This window comes from Streptomyces sp. NPDC052052 (assembly GCF_040680455.1).
In the GTDB taxonomy this organism is placed as follows: domain Bacteria; phylum Actinomycetota; class Actinomycetes; order Streptomycetales; family Streptomycetaceae; genus Streptomyces.
Genome location: NZ_JBFAWU010000003.1, coordinates 379,099 through 395,764, shown reverse-complemented (window position 1 = coordinate 395,764; position 16,666 = coordinate 379,099). Strand labels below are relative to the sequence as shown.

The window sequence follows — 16,666 nt, the reverse complement described above, 5'->3', positions numbered from 1 at the left end:
ACTGGGAGAACTCGTCGCGCAGCGAGAAGACCCGTTCCTTGGCCCGGGCCTTCTCCTCGTCCCGGCGTCCGCCGCCGAACACGGCGTCGAAACGGCGCTGCTGGATCGCCTCGGTGAGCGGCACGGTCTGCAACGGGTTGCGGGTGCCGTCGGGGCGCTCACGGAGCTTCCCGGCGTCGATGTACTCCTGCACGGAGGCGACATGCAGCCGCAGCCCGTGCTGCTCCACGGTGCGGTCGCGGTACTCCAGGACCTCGGGGAAGTTGTGCCCGGTGTCGACGTGCAGCAGCGCGAACGGCACCGGCGCGGGCGCGAACGCCTTCAGCGCGAGGTGCAGCATCACGATGGAGTCCTTGCCTCCGGAGAACAGGATCACCGGCCGCTCGAACTCGCCCGCCACCTCACGGAAGATGTGCACCGCCTCGGACTCCAGGGAGTCCAGGTGCCCTCGGGGGGGCGTGTCCTGCGTCGTCATGCCCGGCTCCTTCCGCTGAGCAGTTCCAGTACCGCCGCCGCGGACTCGTTCACCGTCTGCCGGTGCGACTCGATCCGCAGATCCGGTGACTCGGGCGCCTCGTAGGGGTCGTCGACCCCGGTGAGCCCGCTGATCTCGCCCGCCGCCTGCTTGGCGTACAGCCCCTTCACATCCCGTGCCGAGCACACCTCGACGGGCGTCGCGACGTGCACCTCCAGATAGCGGGTCCCGCTTCTGGCGTGCCGTTCCCTGACCGCTTCCCGGCTGTCGGCGTACGGTGCGATGACCGGGACCAGGGCGATGACCCCGTTCCGGGCCAGGACCTCGGCGACCATGCCGATACGCCGGACGTTGGTGTGCCGGTCCTCGCGGGAGAAGCCGAGACCCGAGGAGAAGGACTCCCGGAACTCGTCCCCGTCCAGTACCTCGACCCGGCGGCCCGCCTCGCGCAGCCCGCGCTCCACGGCGCGGGCGACGGTCGTCTTCCCGGAGCTCGGCAGCCCGGTCAGCCAGACGGTCGCCCCACAGCGGCAGACGTCCGCCGGGCTCAGCACGCGTATCCCCACGTCCGGGAAATCGCCCGGAGGGCCTCCGGTACGGCATCCGCGGCAGGCAGCGGACGTGCTTTCTGAATCTTGCCGGACTTGATGGTTTCGCTCCAGTCCCCGATGAATGCCTTGAAAGGTCCGTGATCCTGCTTGCCGTAATCCAGCATGGTGGATTCCCAGGGAACTCCTAGGAATTCACAGATTCGCCGGGTCACTGTTTCCGGATCCTCGGTGAGTTCCTCGTACCGGACGGTGAGACCCGGCAGGGACGAGCGGGCCTCCTCCACGGCGTCGACGTATTTCTTCACCTCGGCGACCGTCTGGTCCGGATCGCGGTCCGGGCGACCGTTCATCAGCGAGGCGACCATGGAGGCGGGGTGGCGAAGCAGGAAGATGTAGCGCGCCTGCGGCCAGGCCTCGTGCAGGCGACGCCAGACGAAGGCGTTGCCCGGGGTCTTGTCGACGATGACGTCCTTGCCGCTGTGGGTCAGCTCCCGGTGCAGGATGCGGTCCCACAGCAGGTACTCCAGCTCGTTGCCGTCCAGGCCCAGTTCGCTCATGGCCTTGTCGGTGTACTTCTTCGACCTGCGGACCTCCAGGGTGCGCAGATGCATCTCGTGCGGTGCGCGGATCACCGGATGGCTGTTGAGGAGCACCCGCAGCAGGGTCGACCCGGAGCGCACCGAGGAGATGACGAACACCGGATCGGGAACCAGCCGGTCCCCGCGTGGGGCGGGGCGGGCGCGGGGCGGGGTCTGCGTGCCCGTCGATCTCAAGGCGCGCAGTGCCCGTCGGGCGCGGCGGGCGGCTGCCCGTATCCGTGGATCGTGCAACGACATCCGTTCGTACCTCCTTGGAACATGCGGGGATCCGCCCGCCAAGGTGCTGTTCTATCCACGCTCCATGAGTCGGGAGTTATGGCCTTCTGTGGCGTGAATGAATTATTTATGAGAGGTGAATTAGAGAGAGGTGTGGGTTGCGGTCGCCCTTCGGGGAAAGGATTCGATTCCCCGGGAACTGCTAGGGAGACGTCGCGTGAAAGCGTTTCTGTCGACGGATGCGGTGGAACCCGCGTGCGCCCGATTACCCATGAGCCGGTACATCTCCATGGCCGACGGCTGCCGGGTCCGGGACGGCGGGATCGGTGCGGATCCCTGCGCGACGTCCCCCTGCCCCGGACGCGAGGGGAGCTGCTGCGGCTCGCGCCGCGGAGAGACACGTTGCTGGGGAGAGGCAGGAAGAGAGAGGCAGGAACACCCCGGCCGCGCCGGCCCGGAGGGCTGTTGACGGGCCTCGGACATTCGGGGCCGTCAAGGCAGTGTCCTAATCACACATCACTCGGTTAGATGAGTGTGGACACCAGAACGCCTCGGTTCGACGACCAACCCGCCCTGAGCATGACCAAGGTGGACTGCGATCCTGCGCAGGTCATCGTCAACCACGCCAGCTTCCGGGTGCAGCTCGCCCCCGGCCAGCGCCCGCGGCTGCGCGGTCTGGCCCCCGCCGGCGTGCCCAGGATCCCCGCCATGAGCGGCCCCGTCGGAGCCGTGCCCGGCAGGCGCGCGCCCCTCGTGTGGAGCGGCAGGTCCGCCCCCGGTGACCCCGGCGCCACCGGGCTCCTCCAGGCCGTACGGGACTCCACCGCGAGCCGCCCGGCACCGGCGTACGACGCCTACCACCCTTACGCCGCGCACCCCGGTCACGGGTTCGACGGCGGGTTCGACGCGGGCGGCACCCAGGTCATCGAGCACCTCGACGACACCCAGCCCACCCCCGTCATCACCGCCCCCCGCGGACCGGGCCGGCCCGGCGGCGGCCCCCTGCTGCCGCCCATGCGCCAGGCGGTCGGCGCCTACGACCCGGTCGCCCCGGGCGCCCCCGGACCGTACGGACAGGAGCCGTACGACGAGGGTGCGTACGACGATGTCGCGTACGACGACGCGTACGACGACACCGCCGAGGCACGGGGACGGCGCCGCGTCGGCGATTCCGTGCGGCACGCGTACTACCCCGGGCGCCGGATGAACCTCGGCGTCGTACTGCTGCCGATGCGCGTCTTCCTCGGTTTCATCTCCATCTGCGCCGGCATGGGCAAGCTGTGCGACCCCGTCTACTTCGACGGCGGCGAGCGGGGCTCCATGGTCAAGTGGCTGACCTCGTTGCACCCCTGGGGACTGGCCGAGCCGCTGCGCGACTTCGCGCTCTCGCACCCCGTCGGTGCCGGACTCACCGTCGCGTTCCTCCAGGTCGTCGTCGGTGTGCTGACCGTCCTCGGCCTCTGGCAGCGGGTCGCCGCCTCCGTCGGCGCGCTCCTCTCGGCCGCCCTGCTGGTCACCGTCAGCTGGCGCAGCGTCGCCGTCTACGACGCGCCCGACATCATCTACCTCGCCGCCTGGAGCCCGCTGATCATCGCGGGTGCACCCGTCTACTCCGTCGACGGACGGCTCGCCGGGGAGGCCTGGCGCACCCTCGGCCCGCGCTCGGCGATCTGGGACCTCCGCCGCCGGGTGCTGCGCCGGGGCGCCGCCGTCGCCACCGTCGTCGTCGGCCTCACCCTGCTGGTGGGCTCGATGCTCGGTGGCGCGGTCCGTTCCTCCCAGGTCGTCACGGTGCCCGGTCCGCACGGCGAACCGACCAACCAGCTCCCCGGCTCCCCGCTCCCGCAGGAGTCCCTCAGCGCCTCCCGCACACCGGAAGGGCGGCACCCCTCGCCCTCGCGCAGCGCCACCGGCGCCCCGGCCACCGAGGCGTCCACACCTGCCGCGGACACCGTCCGCGAGTCCGGTTCGGCGGCGGCCGGCGGAGAGCCGAGCCAGACCCAGGGCACCACGCAGCAGCCGCAGCACCAGCGGACGAGCCCGCAGCAGCCTCCGTCCAGCAGTTCAGGCCCCAGCTCCTCCGGCTCCACGGGCACCGGCGGCGGCTCCACGGGTGGTGACTGGGACGGCGGCGGCTCCGACGGCGGAACGTCGGACGGGATGTCGGGCGGGACGTCCGGCGGGACGCCCGGCGACGGGCAGAACCCCATCGGTGGCCTGTTCGACTGAGGGCCTGCCGGACCCGGAAGGGGCGGCCACCGGTTCGTTCCGGTGGCCGCCCCTTCCGTCTGCTCGTCCTGCCCGCGCTACTGCCCGTCCAGTTCCTTGGCCGCCTCGGCCAGGTCCTTCGCCGTGTCGATGGCCCGCCAGTACGCCCCGTGCGGCAGCGGGTACCCGGCCAGTCGGCGCTCACGGGCCAGGCGCGGGAACGTCGTCCGCTCGTGGTCGCCCCGGTCCGGCAGCAGGGTCGTGAAGACCGGCGAGAAGACGTACACACCGGCGTTGATCAGATACGGCGACGGCGGCGACTCGATGAAGTCGGTGATGTGCCCGAACGCGTCCGTCTCCACCGCGCCCCACGGGATCCGGGGACGGGCCAGGGCCAGCGTGGCGGTCGCGTCGCGTTCGGCGTGGAAGGCCGCCATCTCGCGCAGCGAGAAGCGCGTCCAGATGTCGCCGTTGGTGGCGTACCAGGGCTCGTCCGGTTCGGGCAGCCGGCCGGCGGCGTACTTCAGTCCGCCGCCGCGCCCCAGCGGCTCGGTCTCCACGACGGTGGTCACGCGCAGCGGGAGCACCGCCGAATCCAGCCACTCCTGCAGCACCTCGGCCAGATGACCGCACGACACCACGGCATCGGTCACGCCCTCGGCGGCCAGCCAGGAAAGCTGATGGCCGATGATCGGGGTCCCGGTGCCCGGGATCTCGACCATCGGCTTGGGGCGGTCATCGGTGTACGGGCGCAGCCGTGACCCCTGGCCACCTGCCAGGATCACGGCCTGCGTCGGATACGTATGCATACCAGGCACGATAGGCGTGCCCGGACCGGCGGATCAGCTGAACTGTGCGACGCCCGAGGCGAAGGAGGTGTCGCAGACGGGACGGGAGAAGCGGTGGGCCCGCGTCGGGCCGTACTGCTCGACCGCGGCGCGGCCGAGCGCCTTCGCGATCGACATGCAGTGCCGGGCGAGCGACGGGCGGCCCTCGACGGAACGCTGAAGATCCGTCAGTGCGACACCCGGGTCCTTCTGCCGGAGCTCCACGAGCAGACGGTCACGGAGCACCTCCTGCGGGGCACGTGCCGCGGCACGCTTCGAGACGGTCCGGGCAGACGCGGTCAGGACCTGCGACTCGGAGTTGTGCGCTGCCCACGGCACGCTGGTGACGGCGAGAGTCCCGGAGAGGACCATCACGACGGGCAGTACGAAAGCGAGGGTTCGGCCAATGCGGCGCGCGGAGTGGGTCACGCAGCGAGCGTAGCGGGCAGTGAGGGAGTGGCGACATTCCGTCACTCCTGGGGGGGATGTTTCGGGGATGCTTTTCGAATCGCATGTTGACGTACGGCGGAGAAATGCCCGGTGTGCCGGGGAATTCTGCGGCGTGTGCATCCAAACCCCGCCACGGGGGCGTGCGCATCCACCCACCTCTCCACGCCGCACCCCTCCGCGCCCCCCGGGCGCGCGAACGGCCCCGCACGACGTACGTGCGGGGCCGTTCACTGTGCGGATGAGGCGTCAGGCGGTGAGGCGCGCACCCGTCGAGGTCGAGAAGACGTGCAGCTCGTCCGGGCGCGGCACGACGTGCAGCGTGGTGCCCTTCTCCGGGACGGAGCGGCCGCCGACGCGGACGACCAGGTCCTTGTCCTCGCCGCCGACCCGTGCGGAGCCGTAGACGTAGCCGTCGGCGCCGAGCTCCTCGACGACGTTGACCGAGACGGCCAGACCGGCCGGGGCGTCGGTGCTGCCCTTCGTGAGGGACTTCGCGGCCTCGCCGCCGTGCTCGACGATGTCGAAGTGCTCGGGGCGGATGCCGACCGTGACGGTCCTGTCGCCCTTGTCCGCGGCGGCGGTGAGCGCCTCGCGGGAGACCGGGACGACGCTGTTGCCGAACTTCACGCCGCCGTCGGTGATCGGGACCTCGACCAGGTTCATGGCGGGGGAGCCGATGAAGCCGGCCACGAAGAGGTTCGCCGGCTTGTCGTACATGTTGCGCGGCGAGTCGACCTGCTGGAGCAGACCGTCCTTGAGGACCGCGACACGGTCGCCCATGGTCAGGGCCTCGACCTGGTCGTGCGTGACGTACACGGTCGTGATGCCCAGACGGCGCTGGAGCGAGGCGATCTGCGTACGGGTGGAGACGCGGAGCTTGGCGTCGAGGTTCGACAGCGGCTCGTCCATGAGGAAGACCTGCGGCTCACGCACGATCGCGCGGCCCATCGCGACACGCTGACGCTGACCACCGGAGAGCGCCTTCGGCTTGCGGTCCAGGTACTGGGTGAGGTCCAGCATCTTGGCGGCCTCTTCGACCTTCGCCCGGATCTCGCTCTTGTTGACACCGGCGATCTTGAGCGCGAAGCCCATGTTGTCCGCGACGCTCATGTGCGGGTAGAGCGCGTAGTTCTGGAACACCATGGCGATGTCCCGGTCCTTCGGGGGCAGGTGCGTGACATCGCGGTCACCGATGCGGATCGCGCCGGCGTTGACGTCCTCGAGACCCGCGAGCATGCGCAGGGAGGTCGACTTGCCACAACCGGAAGGACCGACGAGGACGAGGAACTCGCCGTCCGCGATGTCGATCTGGAGCTGGTCCACGGCCGGCTTGGTGGAGCCGGGGTAGATGCGGGACGCCTTGTCGAACGTGACGCTGGCCATGCTGAATCTTCTCCTTCACCGGCAGGAACGTGCCGGACGATCCGAGTAAGGGAGTGGTCTGATCCACTTGGGTGAATCCCCGGTGACGCTACCTGGCCGTGCGGGATATGTCAGCAGTTCGAGGGGTGTGACATTGTGGAGCACCGCCGGGTGCGGTGTTGGTTACACTGCTCCGGCACGCCTCCTTAGCTCAGCTGGCCAGAGCAACGCACTTGTAATGCGTAGGTCGTCGGTTCGAATCCGACAGGGGGCTCGGAGAAACCCCAGGTCAGACACCAGCTGACCTGGGGTTTTGTGGTGCTCGGGGGCGTGGCGGGCCTACGGCTGAGGGAAAGCGGGACGGCCTGCGTGAGCGATGCGTGAGCGGAGGGTCGCCGGGGTCCTTCTTTTTCGGGCCCGCCTGGCTGGCCCTGACTGGTCGAGAAGCTGCGCGTCGGCCGTCCGGTCAGCGCCCCGACCAAGAAGCCTGTGAGAGATCGGCAGACCGCCGCAGCCGAGAACGGCCGACCACGCCCACCAGGCCGACTCCGCTCGGCAGGCCCTCCAGGTAGTAGCCGACAGCTCCCTCACCCCCGCTCTCACCGAACTCGAAGCCCGCCGCTCGAAGGACGAGACCCGCCGAACCCTGGCCAGCGACGTACGCGCTGCCGTCCCCGAACACGCCGACCACATCCTCACTGACCTGCGGCTGACCCGCTCTCGCCCCCGGTCCGTCAGTGGCCATGGGCGGCTGCTGGGGCTGCCTCGCTCTTGTCCGCGTCCGCGAAGAGGAGGGTGGGTTCGGCCAGGATGTCACGGCTGGATTCGCTCTTGTAGATCTCATCGACGCTCCCGAATCGGGCGTCGGAGTAGTCGAGTTCGAGCAGTGCAGCTGCCTGTCGGACCGATGCTTCGTCGGGCCCTTCGATCTCGACGAAGGTGGGGAGGTCAGGCCAGGTGTCGAAGTCGAAGGCGACCTCGCCGAGGCGCCACTCCTCGCGGTAGTTCTCCTGGTACCGGACCTCGCGCATGCCGAGGCTGCGGAGGATCTCAGCCATGGCGTGCAGGTCCGTGACCTCGGTCTCGATCTCGGTTGTGCCGTCGATCGTGGTGGCGTCGGTGACCTGCTTGAGGGTCAGAGTCGATCGGGTGCCCTCGTCACGCAGCCGCACCCAGGTACCTCCTTCGAGGGAGTCGTTCTCGAAGATCTTGCGGGTGAGAAGGGTGCGCGGGAATGCTTGGGCGGCGCCCAGAGAGGTCAGCTTGGCCTGGAGGCCGGCGACGTCGATGGCGAGGAACTTGGCCTCGTACTCGTGCTTCATGAGCTTGTCCTTTGCGCTACGAGGGGGTGCGGGCCGCGAGGAGCAGGCCCATTCGGTGGGTGTGGTCCTGGAGCTGGCCGATGTGGGCTCGCTCGGCGAACTCATTCGTTCGCAGGGTCAGCAGGACGTCCCAGTCGCCGATGAAGTGGCGCCTGAGCTTCTCGGGGGAGGTGTAGTGCTCGATCAGGTGCTGGCGTTGGGTGACAGGCATCATGAACTCCGCGCCGAACAGGCCGTCCTGGCGTAGGGGCGACTGCATGCGGGTGATGAACTCGGCGAGCGGGCGATGGTGGTTGGCGCTGTAATGCCACGAGCAGCTCGTCCAGATGGCGTCGCAGGGCATGTCCGGAGGCTCCCATTGAAGGAAGTCCTCCTCCACGACCTGCACTCGGTCATACAGCGATTCGAGCTTGAGCCGGTCGATGAGGCCCAGCGCGTGGGCCTGGTTGTCACCCGGGAGCGTGACCTCTCCACCGTGAAGAGCACGTGGGTCGCGTTCTACGGCGATCACTCGGTAGCCGGCGGCGGCCAGCGGCAGGATGAACTTGCCGTCGCTCGCGCCGATGACCGTGACAGTGGCGTCAGGAGTGGCACGCTCCTTCAGCGCGGCGAGGAACTGGGGGAAGAAGGTGAGGGTGTGTTCCCACAGGCTCTGCGTTTGCACGGTGGTGGGGTCCTTGCATGTCGGTGGCGAGGATTGCCTGGAGGACCTCGTCGGGGTCCAGGCGCGTGGTGTCCACGCGGTGCATCGGGAACTGGGCGTAGGCGTCGGTAACCCGGTCGCCAGAGCCCTCGATGAGGGTGTCCCAGCGGGAGGCCGGCTTGGTCCGCTCAGCGAGCCGACGCCGGCGCTCGTCTTCGTCGCACGTCAGCTGGTAGGTCACGGGCCGTGGCAGGTCGGGCGGCAGACTGATCCCGAGGCGAACGCCGAGAGCGTGGTGGGTGGCGAGGCAGCGAGCGAAGTAGCTCTCCACGACGACCGGGGTGCCTGAGGACAGGTAGCGCTGTATCTCGTCAGCCGCGGTGAACAGCGCGGACAGGTAGAAGCACATCCTGGCCTCGGTATTGCCCCGCAGGTCCACCTCGCGCCGCAGAGGCTGGTAGAAGAGCGGCACGGTCGGGACCAGAACGGCTTCACGGGCTGCTGCCAGCATCGGTGCGATGGTCGACTTGCCGGTGCCGCGAAGTCCTTCGAGGCTCTCGAACAGCGGGGCGTCAGACACGGCCGTACACGACGTCCGGTACCGCGAGCGTGAGTTCGTCGGTGGCGGATGGCCGGTGGTCGATGTGGTCAGCGAGCTTGTCGTACCAGAAAGCGTGGGAGTCCTTGCCGACAGCCTTGCAGGACATGGTGAGTGCGCCGCGCGGGTCGGCCTCGATCCGATCGATCTGAGTCAGGCCACCTGCAGGAGCGCAGATCTCCGGGGCGCCGTTCTCGGACAAGTCCTCGTCGACGATCACTTCGATGGTCAGGTCGGCGGTCTGGAGCTCTTCACGCAGGCGGATGTAGGCGGCGGAGTCGGTGATGAGAAGCTCGGGGTGATCTGCTGCGTTGCCGACCGGCCGGAGGCAGTGGAGCTTCAACTGCTCTGCTCCGTAGTCCTGGAGGGTGCGGGCAAGCGGGACCACCTCGCCGATGTTGTGAGAGGTGACCGTCAAGGTCGCACCGGTGCGGACACCAAGTCCTCGGGCGGTGTCGAGTGCGCTCAGCGCACTCTGGTAGCTCCCGAACTTGCGGACGTGGTCGTTGGTCGAGCCGATGCCCTCCAGCGATACCCGCAACAGGTCCAGGTGGGGGGCGATCTCGGCGAGTCGGCGCTCGATCCGGTAGCCGTTGGTGCAGATCTCGACCTGCATGCCCAGTTCCTGCTTGACGTACCGGACGACGTAGGCGAGGGCCTTGTAGACGAACGGCTCGCCGCCCAGGAGGGTGACAGCCTCGGTGCCGTACTGGTCGCGCATGAGCGTGAGGAGGTTGACGGCCTCGTCTGCAGTGAAGGCATCGGCGTGCTTGAGCCTCTTGCCATGGAAGCAGTGCAGACACTCGAAGTTGCAGCGGTACAACAGCTGCAGGTACAGCATCCGGATCCTGCGGATCCCGGTGACTTCCCCGATCACGTGGGTCTCCTTCGGGCAGTTGCCTGGTAGGAGACCTGATGCTGGCGGAACGAGTACGGACAGCATCACCGCGTATCCGGACGCCCCGGGGACGTCCTGGGACGTTTTCAGTGGGCCTCGAAGGTCTCCAGGATCCCGAGAACCTGCGCAGTGTCCGTCAGGTTCGGTAGCACTACCTGCGCGCCGGCAGCCCTCAATTCTTCGGAGCTGTGGACGCCAGAAGCGACTGCAATGATCCCGGAGTTCGTGGCGAGCGCGGCCTCAACATCCCTCGGGGTATCTCCCACCAGCACGACAGGCACGTCATCCCGCGCGCCCCGGAGGCGTTGGGCGCGCTCCCGGGCAACAGCCACCAAGCCCGGACGCTGGAGAGCGTCAGCCCCATAAGCACCAACAGGCAGGTCGAGGAGGGGGTCGAGTCCGAAGGCCGATACCTTCACGCGGGCGTTGGCAGCAATATTGCCGGTGAGAACCGAAGACACCCAGCCCTCGTGTACCGAGGCTGCCTTCAAGACGTCACGCACGCCGGGAAGAGCTGTTCCGCGCCGGCTGAGATCGTGGATGCGCTCCTTCCCTGCGCCTGTAAGAGCCGCCTCGACAGCCGCCCAGTCCGGCTCGGCAAGACCGTTCCGCTGGAACATGTCGCGCATGATCAGGCGGTCTGTACGCCCCTCTGTCCTCGCCGGTTCGGCCGGACTGGTTCCCGCCAGCGCCGTAAAGGCGGCAGCGTAGATTTCCTTACTGACCCCGGCATTCTCGATGAGCGTGTGGTCGATGTCCCACAGGACGATGAGCTCCATACGACCAGCGTAAGTACCGTGGTCGAAGCTCTGGCTTCCGAGGAACGTCCCATAACGTCCTTGCCCGCTCCTGACCACCTCGGCTTTTATGACGTCTGTGAACGAGCGACTGCACTCCGTACTCGCCCAGCGTGGCCTCTCGCCAGAGTCACTCGCTGAGCTCTGCGAGGTAGACCCGAAGACCGTCAGTCGCTGGCTCGGCGGGCGCGTTCCCCATCCGCGCCACCGATTCCGCGCTGCCCAACACTTACGGGTGGAGGAACTGTTCCTCTGGCCAGCCCCAACCCCAGCCTCAGCGCTGAATGACGGACAACCCAGTCCCGGGTCAGGCTTGGAGCTCGTCGGGACCTACCAGAACCGGGCCAGTGTTCCCCGTGACATGTGGCTCTCGCTACTGAAGGGAGCCCAAGAGCAGATCAGCGTTCTCTTCTTCTCCGGCACGTTCTTCGCCCAGTCCAATCCCCACGTCGCCAAGATGCTTGCCGAGCGCGCTGCGGACGGCGTTCAAGTACGGCTCTGCTTTGGCGACTCGAACGGCCAGGCGGTGGCCATCCGCGGCTGCGAAGAAGGCATCGGCGACGCACTCGCTGCCAAGATCCGTGCCTCCCTGACCTACTACCGACCCTTGTTGTCCGAGGCAGGCTGCGAGGTCAGGCTGCACGACACCACGCTTTACACCTCCCTGTTCCGCTACGACGACGACCTTCTGGTCAACCCGCATGTCTGGGGTCAGCCGGCCAGTGCCAACCCGCTGCTCCATCTCAAGCGGGTTGACACTGCAGGATGGTTCGACAACTACGCTCAGAGCTTCGAAGCTGTCTGGGCCACTGCGCGGCCCTGGACGCCAGACCAGGAAGGGCCCTCGTCACATGGGCAGAACTGAGTACTACAACGATCCCAAGGCCCCCAAGGCAAACACGCTCATTCCCGCCAACAACCTGCTCGTCGTCGACGACAGCGGCGCCATCCTGCTCCAGCGCCGACGGGACACGGGTCAATGGGCTCTACCTGGTGGCGCCCAGGACATCGGTGAGACGGCGGCACAGTGCGCGGTGCGCGAATGCCTGGAAGAGACCGGCATCATCGCGGAGATCATTGGCTTCCTGGGGGTCTATACGAACCCCAATCACATCGTGGCCTACACCGACGGTGAGATCCGGCAGCAGTACGAGAACACTTACATCGGGCGCCCAATGGGCGGTGAACCCACCATCAACGACGAGGCCGACGGCGTCCGCTACGTCCAGCCAAGCGACCTGGACCAGTACGACATCCACCCCAGCATGCGCCAGCAGATCGGCGACTACCTCGCCGGCACGTACCCCTACCTGGGCTGAGCGGCCAATGCTGCTTCCACCCGCTGCACAGCAGCCCGAATCTCCGGCGCCGCCCGCTGGATGAACCGCCCCACCAGACTGTCAGAACCGTAACGGCCGGTGATCTCCGCCAGCCGAGGTTCGACAGAAGTGCCCTCACCATAGGGCGTCGTCGTCATGTCGCAGTAGACCAACGCATCCACGAGCCGCTGATCCTCGAGAACTGGGAACTCAGCTTCAAGTCTGTCTCTCAGCCCACGTTCCTCTGCTTCCAATAACGCGAATGAGTGGTTAGCCACGAGTCGCACCAGCCGTCTATCAGCGCTGTGAGCGTCACGGAGAAACCGTGCACCGTCGAGAGGGTGGAATCCCGTAGCCGCCAGGCGGGGCGCGTACCCGATGTCATGGAGCGTCGCGGCAGCAGCCAGAAGGCCAGCATCACCCCCCAAGATCCTCCCGAGATCGGCCGCACGACGCGCGACTCCATGGGAATGTGCCCATCGCCGAGGAAGCACAGAACTGAGCTCCGCTTCCCCGACCTGTATCGCCCAGGCCACCATCGATCCATCCACGACTGCGATCCTGCCCAGATCGCCCACGCGCAGTCCAGGGGACTGCCCTCCCAGTCCCCTGCATTCTCAGCCACTGGTGCGATGACAGTGCGCCCAAGAGAGGGGTGAGCCGCCCGGGTTCGGTAGAGAGGGCGGAGGAGCCCGGCCTGAACCGCTGCCTTCGCGCCACCCCGACCGGAAGGCTCCGCATCGACCGGGCGAAGCCCCGGTGAGACGTGCGGGGCGGTCCAGAGGTCGTAGTGCACGGAGTGGGGACCAGGTTCTCCGGCCTCCGCGAGGGGATACCCAGGAGGGGTGGTGTCTACCGCGGGAGGGCCCTGTGCAGGAGTACAACTGGCTTGTATCAGCGCCGATTGCGCACCGTGGCCTGTTCGACACCTCCCTCGGCGTCCCCGAGAACTCGCTGGCGGCATTCCGCCGCGCAGTCGAGCGGGGCGTCCCGGTCGAGCTCGATGTCCAGTTGGCCGGTGACGGCACACTCGTCGTTCTGCACGATGCCACGCTGGAGCGGATGACAGGAGCCCGGCTGCATGTCTCCCGGATAGGCCGTGTGGACCTGGGGCGGCTGAGACTTCGTGACTCCGGCGAACCGGTGCCCACCCTCGAACAGGTCCTGGAGATCATCGACGGCCAGGTCCCTGTCGTCATCGATGTCCGGCGCTGGCGCCCGGAGTTGCGCCCACGTCTGGAAAGAGCCGTAGCCGCGGGAATCCAGGACTACCTTGGACCCGTCGCCCTGCAATCCTTCGATCCGCTGGCCGTGTACCGGCTCCAACGAATGATCAGTGACAGACCTGTCGGACAGATCTCCGGAGCGTTGCACGCCGCGAGCTGGGGAGCATCAATGATCGGCCGAACCATGGTGACCAACGTGGTGACATCCCCGGACTTCATCGCCTGCGAGCTCAAGATGCTTCCGTCCCGCTACGCCACGTTCTGGCAGCGGCGGGGCATCCCGCTTCTTGCCTGGACCGTCACCTCGGCAGAGAGTGAAGCCCGCGCGGCGCGCGTGGCGGACAACTTCTTCTTCGACGGGTATCTGCCGGCGGCCCACCAAGAGGCAACGACATGAGGGAGACCCTGTGGGGACACCTGCTCAAAGGTTCCGTGCTCCGTCGCTCGAGGAGTTCCTGAGTGTTCCTGATGACGAGTTCGACACCGCAGTGGAGCGGTATGTCCAGCAGTTACGGCACTTCTACGACGCCCGCGCGCGCTGGCACCGACGAGGACATCGATTCAGCGGCATCGTTGTGATCATCACTGGCGCGGCACTCCCCCTGCTCGCCACCTCGCAATTCGCCCATAAGGAACTGGTCCTGTCGCTTGTGGGCGTGGCCATCTCCGCAGTAACGGCTCTGCGCTCCTTCTACCGCTTCGACCAGTCGTGGATTCTGCTGCGCAATACGGAGATAGCGATCAGCCACGCGTACCTCAAGTGGAAGATGGCCCGCAGCGAGGCCGTGGATGAACCGTCGTCTCCCGAGCGCAGAGAGACGGATACCCGCGCGCTGATCGACGTGATCATGGGAATCCGTCGTGATGAGGCCGAGTCCTTCTTCAACGAGCTGCCGACGCCTCAACCTGTCACGGGTGGACAGAGTCCTGGGCTGCCGAGTGCCCGGAACGGGGCGTGACGGCCCGGCCTGCTTCGGCTCGGTGGCCGCAGGCGTCACAACAGGCGGGGCAACAACCCTGGCAGGCGGTGCCCTTTGGCGAGCTCGGGAGTCACGCCGCGTGGTGATGAGGAGATCCGCAAGCGCCGCTTGTCCGCCTTCGGGATCAACGCCTTGAATCGTCGCGGAGGAAGCCTCCCGCTTCTCGGCGTCGCCGAGGAGGAGGGGCCGACACGCCGAACTCTGGTGCGAGGTCGAGGGCGCTGAGTGCTCTCCGGTAGCTGCCGACCCTGTGGACCTACCCATGAGGAGCGGTCACTTCGCTTTGATGATGCTGTACACGGCGGTGCCGGCAGGGGTACCGGCCCGACCACCGTCGTGGGTTTCGGGCCGGTCCCGGCGGACGTGGCTACTTCTGCAGGTCCTCCAGGGCCTCCTCGATGCGGTCGAGGGCGTAGTTCGCGTCGCTGTACCCGGCGATGGTGGTCTTGCCGATCTTGTACACGTGGCCGTTCTTCACCGAGGGCAGCTCCTTGTAGAGCGTGGTCTTCTGCAGGTCGGTCATGAACGAGTTGACCGTGCCGCGCAGGTCCGAGTCGATGAAGAGCACGTCGGCGTCGCCCACGGCGGAGGTGAGCTTCTCGTTGGAGAGGGTCGCCTCGGGCTCGGACTCCTTCTTGACGATGTCGTTCTCCTGCTTGGACCAGGTGAAGCCGAGCGGTGCCAGGATGGTGCCGGTCATGTTCTTCTCGCCCCAGGCGTAGAAGTTGTTCTCCTCGAACGCGCCGATGACGGCGACGGAGTTCTCCTTCGCCAGGTCGGCGTACTTCTCGGAGATCTCCTTCTGACGCTTGCCGAAGGCGTCGGCGAGTTCCTCGACCTTCTCCGTCGCGCCGAGCGCGTCGGCGACCTCCTCGGTGCGCTGGTCCCACTTCGCGCGGTCACCGCCCCTGAGCGTGAAGGTGTAGACGGCGGCGACAGCCTTGAGCTGCTCGACGACCTCTTCCTCGTAGGTGTTCGGGACGAGGATGAGGTCGGGATCGAGATTGGCGATCTTCTCGAGGTCGGGCTCGTCCTGGGTGGTGACGACCGGGACGGACTCGATCTTCTCGACCATCTCCTCCGGAACGGACGCCTCGTTGAACGCGCTCTGGCCGACCGGTGTGAAGCCCAGGTCGATCACGGGCTGGGCCGCCGCGTAGTGCAACGTGACGACACGCTTCGGGGTGGCCGGGACCTTGATCTTCGCGCCCGTGGCGTCCATGACCGTACGGGTCTTGCTCACGGACGTCCCGGACTTCTCGGCGGAGGCGTCGTCGTCCGAGGAGGAGCAGCCGACGAGGCCGAGGGACAGCACCGCGGTGCAGGAGATCAGGGCGAGGGAGGGGAACTTCATCATGCGGCCTTTCGGGGCTGGGGGGTGGGGGCGACGGAACGGCCCTGGTGTCGTGTGATCACGTGAGGTCCACCGTTGAGGGGGTCCTCGATGATGGTGGCGTCGATGCCGAACACCTCTCGGAGCAGATCCGTGGTGAGGACATCGGCGGGGCTTCCCTCGGCGGCGACGCGGCCGCCGGACATCACCACGAGGTGGCCGGCATAGCGGGCCGCGTGGTTGATGTCGTGCAGCACCGCAACGATCGTCCGTCCGGCCGTGCGGTTGAGGTCGGAGAAGAGATCGAGCAGTGAGATCTGGTGCGAGACGTCGAGGAAGGTGGTCGGTTCGTCGAGCAGCAGGATCGGGCTTTCCTGCGCCAGCGCCATCGCGATCCAGGCACGCTGGCGCTGGCCGCCCGACAGTTCGTCCACCGAACGGTCGGCGAGCTCGGTCATGTTGGTCTGTTCGAGCGCCTGCCGCACGCTCTGCTCGTCCTCCGCGCTCCAGCGGGAGAGGGCCGACTGATGCGGGTAGCGGCCCCGGCGTACCAGGTCGAAGACCGTGATGCCGGCCGGCGACACCGCGGACTGCGGGAGCAGCCCCACCCGGATGGCGGCCTCCTTCGCCCGCATGCGGTGGATGTCCTTGCCGTCCAGGTAGACGGTGCCGGCCCGCGGTGGCAGCAGACGTGAGAGCGAGCGGAGCAGTGTGGACTTGCCGCAGGCGTTCGGTCCGAGGATCACGGTGAACTCGCCGTCGGGGATGCCGACCGTCAGATGCTCACCGATGACGCGCTGTTCGTACGCCATCGTGATGTCGTCGGCCCGCAGTGAGATCTCACCGGTCGGGGCGTGCCTCT

The 16,666-nt window shown here is 67.5% G+C and carries 19 protein-coding genes, 1 tRNA gene and 1 pseudogene; 7 read left to right on the top strand and 14 right to left on the bottom strand.

Annotated elements, in window-relative coordinates:
• From cysD to AB0L71_RS05865, 3 genes are all read right to left on the bottom strand, one after another.
• Positions 1–475 (bottom strand): sulfate adenylyltransferase subunit CysD (gene cysD / locus AB0L71_RS05875; RefSeq protein ID WP_365238337.1); only part of this gene is annotated, 475 nt, incomplete at its 3' end.
• A complete protein-coding gene (gene cysC / locus AB0L71_RS05870; protein ID WP_365238387.1) occupies positions 472–1,026 on the bottom strand; it encodes an adenylyl-sulfate kinase in 555 nt (184 codons plus the stop codon). The genes cysD and cysC, both read right to left, overlap by 4 nt.
• Positions 1,023–1,862 carry a sulfotransferase gene (locus AB0L71_RS05865; RefSeq protein ID WP_365238335.1) on the bottom strand — a complete coding sequence of 280 codons (840 nt, stop codon included), beginning with the start codon at positions 1,860–1,862 and terminating at the stop codon, positions 1,023–1,025. Before AB0L71_RS05865 ends, cysC begins: the two co-directional genes overlap by 4 nt.
• Before the next feature lie 507 nt (positions 1,863–2,369).
• Here AB0L71_RS05865 and AB0L71_RS05860 point away from each other — a divergent pair.
• A complete protein-coding gene (locus AB0L71_RS05860) occupies positions 2,370–4,070 on the top strand; it encodes a DoxX family membrane protein (RefSeq protein ID WP_365238331.1) in 1,701 nt (566 codons plus the stop codon).
• A gap of 77 nt (positions 4,071–4,147) precedes the next feature.
• Here AB0L71_RS05860 and AB0L71_RS05855 read toward each other — a convergent pair whose 3' ends face one another.
• The 3 genes from AB0L71_RS05855 to ugpC form a co-directional block, all read right to left on the bottom strand.
• Positions 4,148–4,858, bottom strand: coding sequence for a nucleotidyltransferase family protein (locus tag AB0L71_RS05855; RefSeq protein WP_365238329.1), 711 nt, complete (start codon positions 4,856–4,858; stop codon positions 4,148–4,150).
• Positions 4,859–4,891: 33 nt separating this feature from the next.
• The gene (locus AB0L71_RS05850) at positions 4,892–5,305 is read right to left on the bottom strand and encodes a hypothetical protein (protein ID WP_365238327.1); all 414 of its coding nucleotides are present in this window, start codon (positions 5,303–5,305) and stop codon (positions 4,892–4,894) included.
• Between the two features lie 267 nt (positions 5,306–5,572).
• The gene (gene ugpC / locus AB0L71_RS05845) at positions 5,573–6,709 is read right to left on the bottom strand and encodes a sn-glycerol-3-phosphate ABC transporter ATP-binding protein UgpC (RefSeq protein ID WP_365238325.1); all 1,137 of its coding nucleotides are present in this window, start codon (positions 6,707–6,709) and stop codon (positions 5,573–5,575) included.
• 179 nt (positions 6,710–6,888) lie between these two features.
• Between ugpC and AB0L71_RS05840 the strand changes: the two genes are divergently transcribed.
• Both AB0L71_RS05840 and AB0L71_RS05835 read left to right on the top strand, forming a co-directional pair.
• Positions 6,889–6,962 (top strand) — tRNA-Thr (locus AB0L71_RS05840).
• 255 nt (positions 6,963–7,217) lie between these two features.
• Positions 7,218–7,391 (top strand): annotated as a pseudogene (locus tag AB0L71_RS05835) (mobilization protein); the annotation flags it as partial.
• Positions 7,392–7,422: 31 nt separating this feature from the next.
• On the opposite strand, the gene AB0L71_RS05830 reads toward AB0L71_RS05835, so the two are convergent.
• From AB0L71_RS05830 to AB0L71_RS05810, 5 genes are all read right to left on the bottom strand, one after another.
• Entirely contained in the window at positions 7,423–8,010 is a 588-nt protein-coding gene (locus tag AB0L71_RS05830) for a class IV adenylate cyclase (protein ID WP_365238323.1), read from the bottom strand.
• A 16-nt stretch (positions 8,011–8,026) separates the two neighbouring features.
• On the bottom strand, positions 8,027–8,674 hold the full coding sequence (locus AB0L71_RS05825) for an SAM-dependent methyltransferase (RefSeq protein ID WP_365238321.1): 648 nt from the start codon (positions 8,672–8,674) through the stop codon (positions 8,027–8,029).
• The gene (locus AB0L71_RS05820) at positions 8,592–9,233 is read right to left on the bottom strand and encodes a hypothetical protein (protein ID WP_365238319.1); all 642 of its coding nucleotides are present in this window, start codon (positions 9,231–9,233) and stop codon (positions 8,592–8,594) included. The genes AB0L71_RS05825 and AB0L71_RS05820 overlap by 83 nt, the downstream gene beginning before the upstream one ends.
• Positions 9,226–10,128 carry a radical SAM protein gene (locus AB0L71_RS05815; protein ID WP_365238317.1) on the bottom strand — a complete coding sequence of 301 codons (903 nt, stop codon included), beginning with the start codon at positions 10,126–10,128 and terminating at the stop codon, positions 9,226–9,228. Before AB0L71_RS05815 ends, AB0L71_RS05820 begins: the two co-directional genes overlap by 8 nt.
• Positions 10,129–10,235: 107 nt before the next feature.
• The gene (locus AB0L71_RS05810) at positions 10,236–10,928 is read right to left on the bottom strand and encodes a haloacid dehalogenase-like hydrolase (RefSeq protein WP_365238315.1); all 693 of its coding nucleotides are present in this window, start codon (positions 10,926–10,928) and stop codon (positions 10,236–10,238) included.
• Between the two features lie 97 nt (positions 10,929–11,025).
• Between AB0L71_RS05810 and AB0L71_RS05805 the strand changes: the two genes are divergently transcribed.
• Together AB0L71_RS05805 and AB0L71_RS05800 are read left to right on the top strand one after the other, a co-directional pair.
• Entirely contained in the window at positions 11,026–11,811 is a 786-nt protein-coding gene (locus AB0L71_RS05805) for a helix-turn-helix transcriptional regulator (protein ID WP_365238313.1), read from the top strand.
• Complete coding sequence (locus AB0L71_RS05800) at positions 11,798–12,265, top strand: NUDIX domain-containing protein (protein ID WP_365238310.1); 468 nt, start codon at positions 11,798–11,800, stop codon at positions 12,263–12,265. The genes AB0L71_RS05805 and AB0L71_RS05800 overlap by 14 nt, the downstream gene beginning before the upstream one ends.
• On the opposite strand, the gene AB0L71_RS05795 is transcribed toward AB0L71_RS05800, so the two are convergent.
• Positions 12,253–12,804: an HD domain-containing protein gene (locus AB0L71_RS05795; RefSeq protein ID WP_365238384.1), complete on the bottom strand. Its 552-nt coding sequence runs from the start codon at positions 12,802–12,804 to the stop codon at positions 12,253–12,255. The two genes, AB0L71_RS05800 and AB0L71_RS05795, sit on opposite strands and share 13 nt — an antisense overlap.
• Before the next feature lie 331 nt (positions 12,805–13,135).
• Between AB0L71_RS05795 and AB0L71_RS05790 the strand changes: the two genes are divergently transcribed.
• The gene (locus AB0L71_RS05790; RefSeq protein ID WP_365238307.1) at positions 13,136–13,888 is read left to right on the top strand and encodes a glycerophosphodiester phosphodiesterase family protein; all 753 of its coding nucleotides are present in this window, start codon (positions 13,136–13,138) and stop codon (positions 13,886–13,888) included.
• 10 nt (positions 13,889–13,898) lie between these two features.
• Entirely contained in the window at positions 13,899–14,450 is a 552-nt protein-coding gene (locus AB0L71_RS05785) for a DUF4231 domain-containing protein (protein WP_365238305.1), read from the top strand.
• Positions 14,451–14,838: 388 nt separating this feature from the next.
• Here the strand turns inward: AB0L71_RS05785 and AB0L71_RS05780 are convergent, their stop codons facing one another.
• Both AB0L71_RS05780 and AB0L71_RS05775 read right to left on the bottom strand, forming a co-directional pair.
• On the bottom strand, positions 14,839–15,828 hold the full coding sequence (locus AB0L71_RS05780; RefSeq protein WP_365238302.1) for an ABC transporter substrate-binding protein: 990 nt from the start codon (positions 15,826–15,828) through the stop codon (positions 14,839–14,841).
• Positions 15,825–16,616 carry an ABC transporter ATP-binding protein gene (locus AB0L71_RS05775; protein WP_365238381.1) on the bottom strand — a complete coding sequence of 264 codons (792 nt, stop codon included), beginning with the start codon at positions 16,614–16,616 and terminating at the stop codon, positions 15,825–15,827. Before AB0L71_RS05775 ends, AB0L71_RS05780 begins: the two co-directional genes overlap by 4 nt.
• Between the last annotated feature and the right edge of the window lie 50 nt (positions 16,617–16,666).

Coding starts and splice junctions, on each gene's coding strand:
- AB0L71_RS05865 (WP_365238335.1), bottom strand. CDS start 1,862: ATGTCGTTGCACGATCCACGGATACGGGCAGCCGCCCGCCGCGCCCGA.
- AB0L71_RS05860 (WP_365238331.1), top strand. CDS start 2,370: ATGAGTGTGGACACCAGAACGCCTCGGTTCGACGACCAACCCGCCCTG.
- AB0L71_RS05855 (WP_365238329.1), bottom strand. CDS start 4,858: ATGCATACGTATCCGACGCAGGCCGTGATCCTGGCAGGTGGCCAGGGG.
- ugpC (WP_365238325.1), bottom strand. CDS start 6,709: ATGGCCAGCGTCACGTTCGACAAGGCGTCCCGCATCTACCCCGGCTCC.
- AB0L71_RS05830 (WP_365238323.1), bottom strand. CDS start 8,010: ATGAAGCACGAGTACGAGGCCAAGTTCCTCGCCATCGACGTCGCCGGC.
- AB0L71_RS05810 (WP_365238315.1), bottom strand. CDS start 10,928: ATGGAGCTCATCGTCCTGTGGGACATCGACCACACGCTCATCGAGAAT.
- AB0L71_RS05800 (WP_365238310.1), top strand. CDS start 11,798: ATGGGCAGAACTGAGTACTACAACGATCCCAAGGCCCCCAAGGCAAAC.
- AB0L71_RS05795 (WP_365238384.1), bottom strand. CDS start 12,804: ATGGTGGCCTGGGCGATACAGGTCGGGGAAGCGGAGCTCAGTTCTGTG.
- AB0L71_RS05780 (WP_365238302.1), bottom strand. CDS start 15,828: ATGATGAAGTTCCCCTCCCTCGCCCTGATCTCCTGCACCGCGGTGCTG.
- AB0L71_RS05775 (WP_365238381.1), bottom strand. CDS start 16,616: ATGGCGTACGAACAGCGCGTCATCGGTGAGCATCTGACGGTCGGCATC.